Below are 14,324 nucleotides of genomic sequence, written 5' to 3'. Positions count from 1 at the left end.
GAGCGTTCTCCCATGTCCGCAGTCACACCTTTGCACTTGCGCCCGGCCGTTGCTGGCTGGCGTCCGCTGTTGGGCCATCCCTTGTTGAAGCTGGGCTTGCTGCTGAGCCTGAGTACCAGTCCGTTCTTCATCTCGCCCAGCCAGGCAGAAGAAAGCGCCCGGCGCAGCTATCAGGTGCCGGCCGGCAGCCTCGGTTCGGCGCTGACCCGCTTCGCTGGGTTGGCGGGGGTCAACCTGTCGGTGGATCCGGCCCTGGTCAGCGGTCGCGACAGCGCCGGGCTTGCTGGCGATTTTGCCGTGCAGGAGGGCTTTGCGCGGTTGCTGCAAGGTTCTGGCCTGCAATTGCAAGCAGTCGGGGAGCAGGCCTACATCCTGGTCCCGGCGCCCGAAGGCAGCAGCCTGCAACTGGCTCCTACCTCGATTCTCGGCACCAGCGGTTCGGCGAGCGACGAACCCTACGCCGGCGGTCAGGTCGCCCGTCGTGGTTCACAGGGGTTGCTCGGTTCGCGGGACTTCATGGAAACGCCGTTCAGCATGACCACCTACACCGGCGAGACGGTGAAGAACTTGCAGGCCCGGACGTTGGGTGATCTGGTCGCCAGCGACCCTTCGGTGCGCGCCACCAACCCGGCGGGTGGCCGCTATGAACAATTCACCATCCGTGGGTTGAGCCTGTTCAACAGCGACGTCGCCTACAACGGCCTCTACGGCATCTTGCCGACCTACACGATCGACATGGAAATGGCCGATCGCGTCGACATCCTCAAGGGGCCGACCCAGCTCATCAACGGAATCTCGCCGCGTGGCAGCGTCGGCGGTGGGATCAACGTGGTGCCCAAGCGCGCCACCGACCAGCCGATCACCTCTATCACGGGCAGCTACGCCTCCGACAGCCAACCCGGCGCTGCCGTGGACGTTGGTCGTCGTTTCGGCGAGGACAACCAGTTCGGTGTCCGTTTCAACGGGGTGAAACAGTCCGGCGATACCGACTGGGATCATCAAAGCGTCGATCGCGAGATGGCGGTGCTGGGCCTGGATTTCCGTGGTGAGCGCTTGCGCCTTTCGACCGACATCGGCCACACCGAACGTGATACCGATGCGCCCCAGGAGCGCGTCCAGGTGGCGGCCGCGGCGCCGATTCCCCACGCCAGCGACGTGCGTCGCAACTACGCCCAGCACTGGACCAAGGCGCGTACCGAAGACACCTTCGGCGCGGTGAATGCCGAGTTCGACGTCAACGATTCCGTCATGCTCTACGGCGGCGCGGGAGCCCGAAAAAGCAATCATGATTTCCTGCGGCACAACGTGTTGGTCAGCAACGCCGCTGGCGACTTCACCGTGTCGCCTCGCGACTTTACCCGCGATGAGAATGTCCGCACCGCCAACGCTGGCGTGCGCAACTGGTTCCACACCGGGCCGGTGAGCCATGAGCTCAACCTGGCCGCCAGCTATTTCTACATGGATTTCGAAAACGGCGGCGCCCGTTACGCCAATGGCCGAAGCAACCTGTACAACCCGGTGCAGACACCGACGCCAAACGTCCCCACACGTCCCGATCCGAAGGTCTATACCGAGAACCACTTCAGCGGCGTCGCGCTGTCCGACACTCTGGGTTTCTTCGATGACCGCCTGCTGCTGACCCTCGGCGCCCGCTGGCAGCGCGTGGAGGTGGACGACTGGTCCGATGGCATCAAAGGCCGCACGGCCTACGACGAAGAAAAAATCTCGCCATCGGGTGGGATCCTGTTCAAGGCGACCGACAGATTGTCCCTTTATGCCAATTACATGGAAGGCCTGAGCCAGGGCAAGATCGCGCCGACGTCAGCCGATAACCGTGACGAGATCTTCCCGCCGTTCATCAGCCGCCAGGTCGAACTCGGCGCCAAGTACGATGCCGGCGCGCTCGCCGTCACCGCCGCGGTGTTTCGCATCAAACAGCCGGCCTATGCCACGGACGCCACGACCAATGACTTCGGCCCGAACGGCAAGCGTGAGAACACCGGCGTGGAACTGAGCGTGTTCGGCGAACCGCTCAAAGGCGTGCGCCTGCTTGGCGGCGTGATGTATATCGACAGCGAACTGACCGACACCACCAACCCCGCCTTCGACGGCAACCGGGCGCCGGCGACGCCGGAGTACAACGTCAACCTCGGCGCGGAGTGGGATGTGCCGACGGTGCAGGGGTTGACCCTGACCAGCCGAGGGATCTATTCCAGTTCGCAGTACCTGGACCCATCCAATACCAAGGAGATCGATTCCTGGGAGCGTTTCGACGTTGGGGCGCGGTATGCCTTCAAGGTGGATGAGAAGAAGATCACCTTGCGGGCGAATATCGAGAACGTTGCGGACAAGCGATATTGGAGTTCGGCGGGGGCTTCGGATGACAGTGAACCGGGGCTGACCTTGGCGACGCCTCGGACTTATCTGGTTTCGGCTACCGTGGATTTTTAGTTGCACGCACTGGTCTCTTCGCGAGCAAGCCCGCTCCCACAAAGGGCTGTTGTGTACATCTCTGCTTTGGCTACAAAAAATCCAAATGTGGGAGCGAGCTTGCTCGCGATGGCGGTTTTACAGCCGATAGAGATGTTGGATGTGCCGGCCTCTTCGCGAGCAAGCTCGCTCCCACAAAGGCAGGTCCTCACGCCAACCCTTGCATCACCGATTCAATACAAGCCATCAACTCCCCACAATCGAACGGCTTCGGAAACACCGCCACCGGACCGTAGGAACCCGGCCTGGCCAGCGGCGGCACAGCGGGCAAGCCCGTGATGAAGATAAGCGGAATCTCGATGCCGCGGGCACAGAGTTCATCGCACAGTTGGATTCCGGTCATCCCCGGCATTTGAATGTCCGACAGCAAGCACGCCGTATTTTCAAATCCAGCCGAAGACAAGAAATCCACGGCGCTGGGGTAAGTCTTGACGTGATAACCGTGGGAGCGCAGCAAACCATCCAATGCAACTCGAACCGATTCATCGTCATCGATAACTGAAACAATTGCGGTGTCGGACATTTCGAAACCTGGCAGTAATGTCAGGTGGCCATGAAGGCGACCTAGTCACTGCACGATACGCTGTCCAAAAGCCGCGGCTAGTATACGTGGGTATGAACGTTCAACGGTCGCCGACAGGTTCCAGGGCCTGGGCCATGCGCACCAGGTCGGCAAATGAACGCGCGCCCATTTTGCGCATGGCCTGGCCACGGTGGATCTTGACGGTGATCTCGCTCAAGCCGATCTGCCCGGCGATCTGCTTGTTCATTAGCCCCGACGCGGCCAGTTGCATCACCTGGCGTTCCCGGGCGGTGAGGGTGGCGTGGCGTTCATGGAGCGCTTGCTGGTTGCGCTCGGTTTCCCGGCGCAGCCGGTCACGCTGGTGGGCGAGGGACACCGCATCGATCAGGTCCTGTTCGCGAAACGGCTTGGTCAGGAAATCCACCGCGCCGGCCTTCATCGCCCGTACCGTCATGGCGATGTCGCCATAGCCGGTCATGAATACGATCGGCAAATGAATGTCGGCGCTCGCCAACTGTTGCTGGAAATCCAGCCCGCTGGTGCCGCGCAGGCGCACGTCGAGCAACAGGCAACTGGGCGTGTCGAGACGCGGATGGCCCATGAACTCCGCCACCGAGTCGAACAGCTCGACACGCAGGCCAATGGAACGCAGCAGGCTTCGAAGGGCGTCGCGCAGCGAGGCATCGTCATCGACCACGTAGACGATGGGGTCATGCGCGGGGGCGGGGTGAGTGGCGTGGCTTGGGTTCATGGGCGGCTTCCGTGACAAGTCAGGCGTTGGAAATCAATGGCAGCGAAAACCTGAAGGAAGTGCCTCGGCCTGCCTCGCTGGTGGCCCAGATCCTGCCGTCATGGAAGTCGATGATGGAGCGGCAGATGGACAGGCCGATGCCCAAGCCGTTTGCCTTGGTGGTGAAAAAGGGATTGAACAATGACGGCAGCGCCTCGGCGGGAATGCCGATGCCTTGGTCCGCCACCTCCAGCAGCACCTCTTGGCCCTGGGTCCAGGTGCGCACAAAAAGGATCCGCTCCCGCACCTGGACCGTCTCCATGGCGTGGCACGCATTGCTGATCAGGTTGATGATCACCTGCTGCAACTGCACCCGGTCGACGCTGACCTGGCTGGGCGTCGTCGCGAGTTCCAGCTTCACGCTGACTTTGTGCTGGGCCAGCTGGTGGCGCACCAGGTCCAGCGATTCCCTGACGATCGGCTCCAGGCACTCGGGCCGGCGCAGAGGGTCGCATTTGCGGGCCATCGCCCGGGTACGATTGATGACCTCGCTGGCACGGCGGGCGTTGGCGACGATCCGGTCCAGCGAGTCGAGGGCTTCCTTGAGGTCGGGAACCGGGCGTTCCAGCCAGCGGCGACAGGCCTCGCCGCTGCTGGTGATGGCCGTCAGCGGCTGGTTCACTTCATGGGCGATGGAGGCGGCCATTTCGCCCAGGGAGGTCAATCGGGTGGCGTGGGCCAGTTGGGCCTGGGCCTCGATCAGGTACGCCTGGTGATGCCGCAGGCTGTCCGAGGCCTGCTTGCTGCGCAGTGCCAGGAACGCGATGGCCGACAGGGCCGTCAGGCAGCGAAAGAAACCCGTGGTTGAGTCCCAGCGGTGATAGCCGCCGTTGTACAGGAACATCGCCGTCAGCAGGAACATGCACATCAGGGCGACAGTGATCACCAGGTTGATGGAAAAAAGATTCGCCGCCATCAGCAGCAAGGTGATGTAGAGCAGCGTCGGGGCCAGGTCGGAATGGGTTTCGGAGTTGATGATGACAATCCCGCAGGCCACCACCAAGCCGACTGCCCAGCCCAGGGCATTGACCAGCGGGTGGGTGCTGATGCCCCTCGAGGGCGTCGACGCCTTCGGACAAGGGTTGTGCCGCAGGCTTTGGTAGACGTTCTTGAACATCATGGCGGGTGTGGGCACGCTGCAGGCCTTTTTTTTGGCTGATCCAACCCCCGGCGACGGAGGAAACAGGGCATCGGTCCTGATCTTAAAAGTTGCCCTCGGCCTGGGGTAGGACATAAAACCCTGAAATCCTGCCAACCCTGGCAGTCATCCCCACATACCCAGGTATCGATGACTCGACCCAAAGCGTGGGTGGGGCGTCCTCCGGTACAACAGACGCGCGCTGGGCCCTGGCGTAACCTTCAAGCACTCTGCCGCCGTCGGCCCTGCAAGACGTCCCGGGTGCGACTTTCCTTGAATCATTGGCCTTGTGCCTGGAATGGCTACCATGATGAACAGAAATGACCTGCGTCGTGCTGACATCAATCTGCTGGTTGTCTTCGAAACCATGATGCACGAGCGAAACGTCACCCGAGTCAGCGAGAAACTGTTCCTCGGTCAACCGACCATCAGTGCCGCCCTGGCGCGTCTGCGCCTGATGTTCGATGACCCCCTGTTCATCCGCGCGGGCCGGGTCATGGAGCCGACCTCGCGGGCAGAGGAAATCTTTTCCAACCTGTCCCCGGCGCTGGACGGAATCGCCGCCGCGTTGAGTCGCTGCCAGGCGTTCGCCCCCGCCACTAGCGACGCCACGTTCCACATTGGCCTGTCCGATGACGTCGAATACGCCTTGCTCCCAGACCTGTTGCACCGCCTGCGTGTCGAAGCGCCCGGCACGACGCTGGTGGTGCGCCGCGCCGATCAATGGCAGATGTGCCAGTTGCTGGCGTGCGGCGAGATCACCGTCGGGATCAGCCACACCCTGGAATTGCCGGCCAACGCCCGGCGCAAGGCTTTGCGACCGATCCGGCCCATGCTGTTGCGGGCCGATTCGCTTCCCGGCGAATTGTCCTTGGATGAGTTCTGCCGCCGGCCCCACGCGGTGGTTTCGTCCATGGGGCACGTGATCGATGATTCGGACCGGGCGTTGAGCCTGGCGGGTCGGCATCGGCGGGTGGTACTGACGGTGCCACAGTTCAGCGCGTTGCCGAGGTTGCTGGCCGGCAGCGACATGATCGCCATCGTGCCGGACTATGTCGCCCGGGCCATGGCGATGGCGACGGGCTTGCGGGCGGAGGCGGCGCCATTTCAGCTGCCAGAACGTGAGCTGACGATGGTCTGGCGCGGCACTTCCCATAATGATCCGGGGGAGCGTTGGTTGCGCTCCCGGTGCTGCGCGTTTCTTGCCGAGGTGTCCGACTCACGCCTTCAAGCACGACGCGTGGCGTGAAGGGACGGCGCCGTCCGCCTCAACGGGAAAAACGGTTGCGGTACTCGCGGGGTGAAATCGACAGGTGGCGCTGGAACGTATGGCGCATCCGTTCTTCATCACCAAAGCCGCAGGTACGGGCGATCTGGTCGATGTTGCGCTCGGAGTCCTCCAGCATTCTTCGCGCGGCTTCCAGGCGGAACATCTCGACGGCCTTGGCTGGGGTTCTTCCGGTCTGGCGCTTGTAGACCCGGGCAAAGTTGCGCGGGCTCATGCGCGCCTGGCGAGCCAGTCGCTCGATGGTCAGGTCGGCCTCGTCCAGGTGATCGGCGAGCCACCCGTGCAATTCATCGAACCCGGCGCTGTCCTGGGTCTGCGCCAACAACAACTGGCTGAACTGCGCTTGCCCACCAGGTCGCTTGAGAAACACCACCAGTTCCCGCGCCACTTGCAGCGCAACGTCGCGGCCGCAGTCGGCTTCGACCAGCGCCAGGGCCATGTCGATGCCAGCGCTGACGCCCGCCGAGGTCCAGACTTTGTCCTGCTGGATGAAAATGGCGTCGAGGTCGACTTCGATCAACGGGAAGCCGCTCTTGAGCATCTCGCACATGGCCCAGTGCGTGGCGGCGCGGCGACCATCCAGCAAACCGGCCTGGGCCATGAGGAAAGTCCCGCTGCACACCGATGCCGTGCGCCGGGCCTTGGTCGAGGCGGCGCGCAGCCAGTCCACCAGCTCGACACAATCAATCATTGCCTGACGGATGTCCGGGGCGCCCGGCACGATCAGCGTGTCGACGCTGACGTCGTCGAACTCGCGCAGGGAAGAGGTGGCAACGACCAGGCCTTCGGCGGTGGGCATCAGCCCGCCGTCCAGGCTCGCGGTGTGCATTCGATAACCAGGCAGGCCGCGTTCAGCCATGGCTTTGGTGGCCGCCCAGAAAACCGTCTGGGCGCCAGTCAGGTCGAGCAGTCCCATCTGCGGATAAGCGAGGAAGACCAGCGCGCGAGGTTGGGACATCGGCTCGGCGGCGATGCGAATGTCATGGGTCATTTCGTTCATGGTCGCGTCGGCTCGGTTCTGGCGCAATAGAAGGGAGGCGGTGCGCATCGCAGCGCCGGGTGCCTCTGGCTGATTAATCCTCTGCCTGCCTATTGTCAAGTTGGTCGCACTGCATCTGCGAGTGATATGCATATGCCATATAGGTATTTAAATATTGTTTTTTATAGCTTTAGAGTTGGCGCCAGACTTCATTCTCAAGAGGCCCCGGTCATGGTGTTCAAGCGTCCCGTATTACTTGTTTCCTTGGCGGCAAGCTTGCTGACGGGGCCCTTGGCCCACGCGGAAGGCAAGATCAGCATCGCCCAGCAATTCGGCATCGGTTATTTGATCCTCGACGTCGTGCGCGACCAGCAGCTCATCGAGAAACAAGGCAAGGCCCAGGGCATAGAGATCAAGGTGGACTGGAACAGCATTTCCGGTGCGACCGCGATGAACGAGGCCCTGCTCACCGGCGCCCTCGACGTGGTGTCGGCGGGGGTGCCGCCGATGCTGACGATCTGGGATCGGACCCGGGGCAAGCAGAACGTCAAGGCCATCGCCTCGCTGGGCTCGATGCCCAACTACCTGCTGACCAACAACCCGGCGATCAAGACGCTCAAGGACTTCACCGACAAGGACCGGATCGCGGTGCCGGCAGCCGGGGTCGGGTTCCAGTCGCGCACGTTGCAGATCGAGACGGCCAAGGCATTCGGCAACGACCACTACAAGAAATTCGACGACATCTCGGTCAGCCTCCCGCATCCGGACGCCACGGCCGCGCTGATCGGGGGCCAGTCGGAAATCAATTCGCACTTTTCCAGCCCGCCGTTCCAGTACCAGGCGCTGCAGAGCCCCAACGTGCACAAAGTCCTCAGTTCCTATGACGTGCTCGGCGGGCCGGCGACGTTCAACGTGCTCTACACCACGGAAAAATTCCACGACGAAAATCCGAAGACCTACAAGGCGTTCTATGACGCGCTTGTCGAAGCACAAACCCTCATCAAGACTGATAAAGCCGCTGCCGCCCAGACCTACATCCGGGTCGAGCAATCCAAGCTGCCGCTGCCCCTGGTGGAGAGCATCGTCAACGACCCGGAAATCGACTTTACCGTCGTGCCGCAACGCACCTACATCTATGCCGAGAAGCTGCAGGAATTGGGTGTGCTGAAAAACAAGGCCGGCAGCTGGAAGGACTATTTCTTCGAAGAGGCCCACGGCGGCGCCGGCAGTTGATTAGCCGTTTTCGGCACAATCGAGCAAGCGGCCTGCCGGGCGGAATGGAACTTGCCTGATCTTCGATCATGAACCCTGGAAATCTCGAAGGTCGGGTTAATGAACGACGATATGGCGGATGCACTGCCGACGCAGCCGATCAATCGGTTTCGCACCGGTGACATCGACGAACACGCGCGGAACATGGGCGGATGGCAAGTCAGCTACGACCAGTTGACGCCGGGACACTTCGAGGGCGAACTGATCGAGTTTCGCTCGGAGTGGATGCAGTTGGTGCGCGACCGCTCTAACCAGGCCATGACCAAGCGTGGCATGGCGTGGGAGGGTGCGATCACTTTCAGCGTGCCGCTGAGCGCCGACGGCCCGGTGTTCTGTTCCGGACACCCGATTGTCGAGCCCAGCCTGATGGTCGCGTGCGGCCGGAACCTGCCGGACCTGCGTACGCCGCAGCATCTGGACCTGCTCGGTGTCGCGGTCGAAGAGCAGGCGTTGGAGCACCTGCTGGAACGCCAGGGCAGCGCCTTTCGAATTACCGATCTTCCCAAGTGTTACCGTCTCGGCGATTCAACCTTGCCGGCTGAACTGGCCGCCTTGTTCGATGAGCTGGAAGGGGGCGGGCAGGGACGTGCGTCATTGTTGGGGCACGAGTCGATCCGTCGTGGCCTGCGCGACACGGTGATGCTGCATTTCCTCGAACTGGTGGCGCCGGACGAGGCACCGCCGCTCCCCCCGACGGCCCGCAAGCGCATGGTCGACCGGGCTCGGGAATATGCCCTGGCCCATGTCGACGAGCCGCTGTCGATCCTGGACCTGTGCAACCACATCGGTGCCAGCCGCCGCAAATTGCAGTATTGCTTCCAGGAAACCCTCGGCATCAACCCAGTGGCCTATTTGCGTGCCCTGCGCCTCAATGCCGTGCGCCGCGAACTGCGCCTCGGCACCCAAGGCGTGCAAGAAGTGGCGGCGCGCTGGGGCTTCTGGCACCTGAGCCGATTCGCCAGTGACTATCGCACCCTGTTTGGCGAAACCCCTTCGCAAACCCTGCGTCGCACGCATCTGTGCTGAAAACGGATAACGGCTGGCGCACCCGCTCCCTAGGATGACCCCAACACCACACAGATGGGATGGGGCATTCGATGAATCAGAAAAAAAACAACAATCAGCAGCGCCTTGCGTGGTTCGCCTTGGGACTGATCGGCGCCAGCGCCGTGGCCAACGGCACCGAAAACGGCGCGCCGACCACCGCGATCGGGGTCTACGATTTCGGCGCCGGCATGATGCCGCCCGCCACACCCTTCGGGACAGTCGGGCTGCGCACGGCGTTCTATTCAGCCAACGTGCAAAAGGATCGCCACGGCCGCGCGCAGGACAACAACCTCTCCCTCGATGTGCTGTCCATCGCCGCCGCCTACCTGCACATGACCGATTACACCGTGCTTGGCGCCAAGTACGGCTATGGCGCGGTGGTGCCGTTCTTCAAGATCGACGCGTCGATGCGGGTGCAGACCCCGGGCGGTCCGCTGGACCTGGAGGCCGATCCGTTTCGCCTGGCGGACATTCAAGTATTGCCGATGATCCTGCAATGGACGCTGTCGCCGAACCTGTTCGTCAACGCCCAGTTGCAGATCCAGGCGCCGACCGGTGATTACGACGAGGATCGGCTGATCTCGCCGGGTCTCAATCATTGGACGTTTTCACCGATTCTCAACGCGACCTATCTCTCTGACACGGGGTTCGAGGTGTCTTCCAGCTTCGAGGTCGACGTCAACACGCGCAACCACGCGACCGACTACAAGAACGGCGTCGAGTACCGCCACGAATTTGCCGTGGGCCAGCATGTCGGCCCCTGGACGCTGGGTGTGGGCGGCTACTACTACCGCCAGTTCACCGACGACGATGCCCCGGGCCTGGAAGCGGGCAATCGCGCACGGGTGATGGCGGCAGGTCCTGCGGTGGGCTATTTCAAGCCGGGCATGCCACCGGTCTGGCTGCATGTGTACAAGGAGTTCGATGCGCGAAACCGCGCCGAAGGCTACACCACCGCGTTGCGCATTTCCCACAGTTTCTAAGGGGCTCGCCATGAAGCAATCAAGTTCCGTTTCAACGGCTGCGCCGCGCCAGGCGGTTGGCCGGCGTGAAGGGTGGGTGCTGATGCTGGGCAGCAGCCTGACGATCATGGGTTCGGTGATGGTCACGCCCATTCTTCCCCGCTTGGGCGCCGAGTTCGGACCCCTTGAGCCTCGCGCCGATCTGCTGGTGCCGTTGGCGATCACCGGGCCGGCGTTGGCGATTGCCCTTTGCGCGCCGCTTGCCGGCTGGTTGGCCGACCGGATCGGGCGCAAGGCGCTGCTGGTGATCGCCACGTTGCTCTACGCCCTGCTCGGCGCGTTGCCCGCGCTGCTCGACAACCTGCACGGCATTGTCATCGCGCGGTTGCTGTTTGGCTGTGCCGAGGCGGCGGTGATGACCTGTTGCGCCACGTTGATTGCCGACTATTGGCACGGCGAGGAACGCTTGCGCTACGTCAACCGGCAGGTGGTGACGATCGGTCTGGTCGGGGCGCTGTTTTTTGTCGTCGGCGGGGCACTGGGGGAACACTCCTGGCGCTCGCCGTTTCTCCTGTATCTGCTGCCGTTGCTGTTGGTGCCCGCCATGCTGAAAATTCTCTGGGAACCGCCCGTGACGAGGCGGCAGGTCACTGAGCCGCAGGCTGACGATTCAGCGCCGACCAAGGTCGCGGTTCGGCAATTGCTGGTGGGCTACCTGATGATCGTGTGGGGCATGGTCCTGACGTTTGTGATGCCGATCCAGGCGCCGACGCTGCTGGTCGGCCTGGGCGTGACGTCCAGCACAATGATCGGACTGTCGGCGGGCTTGAGCCTGCTGGCAACCCTTGGCGGTTCCTTGAGCTGGCCGTTGTTGCGTCGGCGCTTCGGGATCGCCGGTTGCAATGCGCTGTTGTTGGCACTGATGGGGCTCGGTCTCTGCCTGTTGGTGCGAGCGCAAAGCTACAACGCCGTGCTGCTGGCGGTGTTCATCCAAGGCTTGGGAGCCGGGCTGCTGGTGCCCAACGTGATGGCGCCCGTCATGAATGCCCTGACCGCCCGCACCCGTGGGCGTGGCCTGGGTGGGTTCACCTCGTTCCTCTATATCGGCCAGTTCATCAGTCCGTTGGTGGTGGCGTTCGTCGGTGCCTATGCCGGTGATTTGCGTCAATCGATCCAATGGCTGGCCTTCGCCGGCCTTGCCGCTGCACTGCTGTGGGTGGCTGTCGGCTTGCGCGCACGGGGTAATGGCCAGGCGCGCATCGCCCAATCTCGTCAATCGTCCTGAAGCAAGGAAACTGAAACATGAGCCTGCAAGACATTCACTCATTGATGGACATAGAAGATGCGACCGGGCTGGCCGAGTGGGTCAGGCGCGGTGAGGTCCAGCCTGGCGAACTGCTGGAGACCGCCATCGAACGCCTGGAACGGGTCGAACCACAACTCAATGCAGTGGCGGAGCGGCTGTACGATTCGGCACGGGAGGCGGCGCGTTCGCCTGAGGCCGGGCAAGGGTTGTTCGCTGGCGTGCCAACGTTGATCAAGGATCTGTTTTCGCCGGTCCAGGGCGCGGCGATGACCAATGGTTCCCGTTCGCTGGGGGACTGTCGCGCGGATTTTGAATCGGAATTGGTCACGCGGTTGAGGCGGGCCGGCTGTCAGGTGATGGGCACCAGCACGTCGCCGGAGTTCGGCACCTCCTATTCCACCGAGTCCGTGCGTTTTGGCGCTACGCGCAACCCGTGGAATACCGAGCGCAGCGCCGGCGGTTCCAGCGGTGGCGCGGCCGCGCTGGTGGCGGCCAGGGTGGTGCCGTTCGCCCATGGCAACGATGGCGGCGGTTCGTTGCGGGTGCCAGCGTCGTGTTGTGGCGTGTTCGGGTTCAAGCCCAGCCGTGGACTGCTGCCGTCGGGCCCGATGATTGGCGAGGGTTGGGCCGGTATGGGCACGCCCCACGCCATCACCCTGTCGGTGCGCGACAGCGCCGCGCTGCTGGACGCTACCGCCGGGATCGACTTGGGCGCGCCCTATGCCGCGCCGGTCCAGGCGCTGGCGTATGTGACGGCCGTGCAGCGTGATCCGAAGCCGCTGCGCATCGCCCTGGTCGAGCACGTCAGCCCCTGGGCCACGTCGGCGCCAAGCTTGCAGGCAGTGGGCGAGGCCGCCCGCTTGTGTGAAAGCCTGGGGCACCGCGTCGAGCCGGTGAACCTGCCGGTGGCGTTGCCGGAGTTTCTCGACCAGGTCTTCACCATCATTGGCGCCAGCACGCGGCATTACGTCGATGTGCTGGGCCAGATGCGTGGGGCTGCGGTGCAGGCGGAGGAACTGGAAGTGCGCACCCGGATCATCCTGCGGGACAAGGGCAACGTCAGTGGCGCGCAGTATGCCGGCGCCGTGGAATGGATCCATGCCTTGGGTCGCCGGTTCGCGATGTTCATGCAGGACTACGATGTAATCCTCAGCCCGGTCCTGACTCGGGAGCCAGTGCTAATTGGTGAGTTGGAGGTGCACGACGTTTGCATGAGCCTCGAACAGCTCATCGAGCGCGTCCACAGTTATTCGCCATTCACCGCGCTGTTCAATGCCAGCGGGCAACCGGCGATGTCCGTACCGCTGGCCTGGAGCGCCAACGGCCTGCCGGTGGGGGCGCATTTCGCTGGCCGGTTCGGCGAGGAAAGCACCTTGCTCGCCCTGGCCGCCCAACTGGAAAGGGCCCAGCCTTGGCGGGAGCGGGTACCTGCGGTCAATGCCCGCCGCAGCTAAAGCGCGCAGCTCACCTCCTGTGGGAGCGAGCTTGCTCGCGAAGGCGTCATTAGGTTCAGCATCGTTTTTGACTGACCGTCCGCTTTCGCGAGCAAGCCCGCTCCCACAAATCTGCTGCTGTGAGCCCACTAAAGAAGGTCAGTTCTTGAGCGGAATCAACACCGCTTCATCCTCGCCCATCACCATGAACACCAGCAGCTTGGCCGGTTGGGTGGCGCTGGCGTTCTTCGACACCAGGTGCTCGGAACCGGCGGCTTCGTACCAGAACTCGCCAGCCTTGTAGGTGATCGCGGGTTCGCCCTTGACCTGGGATGTGATAGCGCCTTCGAGCACGTAGGCCATTGCGGTGCCGTCGTGCTTGTGGGCGATGGACGACTGGCCCGGCGCATAATCGACGGTCAGCATCATGGCCTTTTTGCCGGGCAGGTTTTTCAGCAGCTTCTCTTGCAGCACCTGGACCTTCTCCGACGGCCCGGTTTCGTGGGCGTAGAGCGGGGCAATGGGAAGCAGGCTCAGGGCGGCGATCAGGTAGAGGGTTTTCATGGGGGGGACCTTTGTGGCGTGGAGTGAGTTCGCCTTCACCCTAAGCCCCAAGGTACCGGGGACAAACGTCCAATTTTTTGAAAGATGGGTAGACCACCGTGGCGAGGGAGCAAGCTCCCTCGCCACGCAAAAGAAGAGCTCACTCACATCACCGGAAAGCTGTTGAAGTCCACGCTTCGGGCCAGGCGGCTTTCCAGCAAGCTGATGAAGCCCTGCACTTCGGGGCAGTTGAAGTGGGCCTGCATGTCCGCTTCCGATCGCCAGCGGGCGCTGACGTTCCAGCGCTCATTGTCTTCAGGGCAGCGGTCGACCATGTAGGCGTCGCAGCCTGGCAAGGCTCGCAGGGTTTCGACGATTTGCTGCAACTGCCGGCCCAGCTCTTCCGAGCGCCCGGCGGCGGCCTGCACTTGAACGGTGTTGATCACTTGGCGAGACATTGTCCTGGCTCCTGAATCAAGTCGAACGGGATCTGATCACACCCAAGCAGGATAGGCCCGACGGGACAAGGCTAAAACAGCCAATGGGCGGATAA

13 protein-coding genes are annotated in these 14,324 nt (G+C 62.9%); 7 read left to right on the top strand and 6 right to left on the bottom strand.

What is annotated here, in order from left to right; genetic code table 11:
- The first annotated feature begins 12 nt into the window (after positions 1–12).
- Positions 13–2,451: a TonB-dependent receptor gene (locus KSS97_RS15655; protein ID WP_217859545.1), complete on the top strand. Its 2,439-nt coding sequence runs from the start codon at positions 13–15 to the stop codon at positions 2,449–2,451.
- Between the two features lie 187 nt (positions 2,452–2,638).
- Here the strand turns inward: KSS97_RS15655 and KSS97_RS15650 are convergent, their stop codons facing one another.
- From KSS97_RS15650 to KSS97_RS15640, 3 genes are all read right to left on the bottom strand, one after another.
- Entirely contained in the window at positions 2,639–3,013 is a 375-nt protein-coding gene (locus KSS97_RS15650) for a response regulator transcription factor (protein ID WP_217859544.1), read from the bottom strand.
- A 100-nt stretch (positions 3,014–3,113) separates the two neighbouring features.
- Positions 3,114–3,764: a response regulator transcription factor gene (locus KSS97_RS15645; RefSeq protein WP_217859543.1), complete on the bottom strand. Its 651-nt coding sequence runs from the start codon at positions 3,762–3,764 to the stop codon at positions 3,114–3,116.
- Between the two features lie 19 nt (positions 3,765–3,783).
- A complete protein-coding gene (locus KSS97_RS15640; protein ID WP_030140691.1) occupies positions 3,784–4,938 on the bottom strand; it encodes a sensor histidine kinase in 1,155 nt (384 codons plus the stop codon).
- Positions 4,939–5,248: 310 nt separating this feature from the next.
- Here KSS97_RS15640 and KSS97_RS15635 point away from each other — a divergent pair, with 310 nt between their 5' ends.
- Positions 5,249–6,190: a LysR family transcriptional regulator gene (locus KSS97_RS15635; protein ID WP_303651110.1), complete on the top strand. Its 942-nt coding sequence runs from the start codon at positions 5,249–5,251 to the stop codon at positions 6,188–6,190.
- A 19-nt stretch (positions 6,191–6,209) separates the two neighbouring features.
- Here KSS97_RS15635 and KSS97_RS15630 read toward each other — a convergent pair whose 3' ends face one another.
- Positions 6,210–7,229 (bottom strand): GlxA family transcriptional regulator, encoded by a 1,020-nt coding sequence (locus KSS97_RS15630; protein ID WP_033864542.1) that lies wholly within the window; start codon positions 7,227–7,229, stop codon positions 6,210–6,212.
- Between the two features lie 210 nt (positions 7,230–7,439).
- Here KSS97_RS15630 and KSS97_RS15625 point away from each other — a divergent pair, with 210 nt between their 5' ends.
- The 5 genes from KSS97_RS15625 to KSS97_RS15605 all read left to right on the top strand — a co-directional run bounded on the left by KSS97_RS15625 (position 7,440) and on the right by KSS97_RS15605 (position 13,249).
- Entirely contained in the window at positions 7,440–8,441 is a 1,002-nt protein-coding gene (locus tag KSS97_RS15625) for an ABC transporter substrate-binding protein (protein WP_217859542.1), read from the top strand.
- Positions 8,442–8,540: 99 nt separating this feature from the next.
- Entirely contained in the window at positions 8,541–9,506 is a 966-nt protein-coding gene (locus KSS97_RS15620) for a helix-turn-helix domain-containing protein (RefSeq protein ID WP_198796423.1), read from the top strand.
- A gap of 71 nt (positions 9,507–9,577) precedes the next feature.
- Positions 9,578–10,510 carry a SphA family protein gene (locus KSS97_RS15615; RefSeq protein ID WP_030140696.1) on the top strand — a complete coding sequence of 311 codons (933 nt, stop codon included), beginning with the start codon at positions 9,578–9,580 and terminating at the stop codon, positions 10,508–10,510.
- A gap of 10 nt (positions 10,511–10,520) precedes the next feature.
- Positions 10,521–11,774, top strand: a complete 1,254-nt coding sequence (locus KSS97_RS15610) for an MFS transporter (RefSeq protein ID WP_030140697.1) — start codon at positions 10,521–10,523, stop codon at positions 11,772–11,774.
- A gap of 17 nt (positions 11,775–11,791) precedes the next feature.
- Positions 11,792–13,249, top strand: a complete 1,458-nt coding sequence (locus KSS97_RS15605; protein ID WP_030140698.1) for an amidase — start codon at positions 11,792–11,794, stop codon at positions 13,247–13,249.
- A gap of 138 nt (positions 13,250–13,387) precedes the next feature.
- On the opposite strand, the gene KSS97_RS15600 is transcribed toward KSS97_RS15605, so the two are convergent.
- Together KSS97_RS15600 and KSS97_RS15595 are read right to left on the bottom strand one after the other, a co-directional pair.
- Positions 13,388–13,792 (bottom strand): cupin domain-containing protein, encoded by a 405-nt coding sequence (locus KSS97_RS15600; protein ID WP_030140699.1) that lies wholly within the window; start codon positions 13,790–13,792, stop codon positions 13,388–13,390.
- Between the two features lie 143 nt (positions 13,793–13,935).
- Positions 13,936–14,229 carry a putative quinol monooxygenase gene (locus tag KSS97_RS15595; RefSeq protein ID WP_030140700.1) on the bottom strand — a complete coding sequence of 98 codons (294 nt, stop codon included), beginning with the start codon at positions 14,227–14,229 and terminating at the stop codon, positions 13,936–13,938.
- Positions 14,230–14,324: the final 95 nt, after the last annotated feature.

Source organism: Pseudomonas alvandae (assembly GCF_019141525.1).
In the GTDB taxonomy this organism is placed as follows: Bacteria; Pseudomonadota; Gammaproteobacteria; order Pseudomonadales; family Pseudomonadaceae; genus Aquipseudomonas; species Aquipseudomonas alvandae.
This window is presented reverse-complemented; position numbering and strand designations above follow the sequence as displayed.

Bases quoted from the DNA above. Each gene is read 5' to 3' on its own strand.
- KSS97_RS15635 (WP_303651110.1), top strand. From the start codon at position 5,249: ATGATGAACAGAAATGACCTGCGTCGTGCTGACATCAATCTGCTGGTT.
- KSS97_RS15615 (WP_030140696.1), top strand. From the start codon at position 9,578: ATGAATCAGAAAAAAAACAACAATCAGCAGCGCCTTGCGTGGTTCGCC.
- KSS97_RS15620 (WP_198796423.1), top strand. From the start codon at position 8,541: ATGAACGACGATATGGCGGATGCACTGCCGACGCAGCCGATCAATCGG.
- KSS97_RS15605 (WP_030140698.1), top strand. From the start codon at position 11,792: ATGAGCCTGCAAGACATTCACTCATTGATGGACATAGAAGATGCGACC.
- KSS97_RS15655 (WP_217859545.1), top strand. From the start codon at position 13: ATGTCCGCAGTCACACCTTTGCACTTGCGCCCGGCCGTTGCTGGCTGG.
- KSS97_RS15600 (WP_030140699.1), bottom strand. From the start codon at position 13,792: ATGAAAACCCTCTACCTGATCGCCGCCCTGAGCCTGCTTCCCATTGCC.
- KSS97_RS15650 (WP_217859544.1), bottom strand. From the start codon at position 3,013: ATGTCCGACACCGCAATTGTTTCAGTTATCGATGACGATGAATCGGTT.
- KSS97_RS15595 (WP_030140700.1), bottom strand. From the start codon at position 14,229: ATGTCTCGCCAAGTGATCAACACCGTTCAAGTGCAGGCCGCCGCCGGG.
- KSS97_RS15645 (WP_217859543.1), bottom strand. From the start codon at position 3,764: ATGAACCCAAGCCACGCCACTCACCCCGCCCCCGCGCATGACCCCATC.
- KSS97_RS15625 (WP_217859542.1), top strand. From the start codon at position 7,440: ATGGTGTTCAAGCGTCCCGTATTACTTGTTTCCTTGGCGGCAAGCTTG.
- KSS97_RS15630 (WP_033864542.1), bottom strand. From the start codon at position 7,229: ATGAACGAAATGACCCATGACATTCGCATCGCCGCCGAGCCGATGTCC.
- KSS97_RS15610 (WP_030140697.1), top strand. From the start codon at position 10,521: ATGAAGCAATCAAGTTCCGTTTCAACGGCTGCGCCGCGCCAGGCGGTT.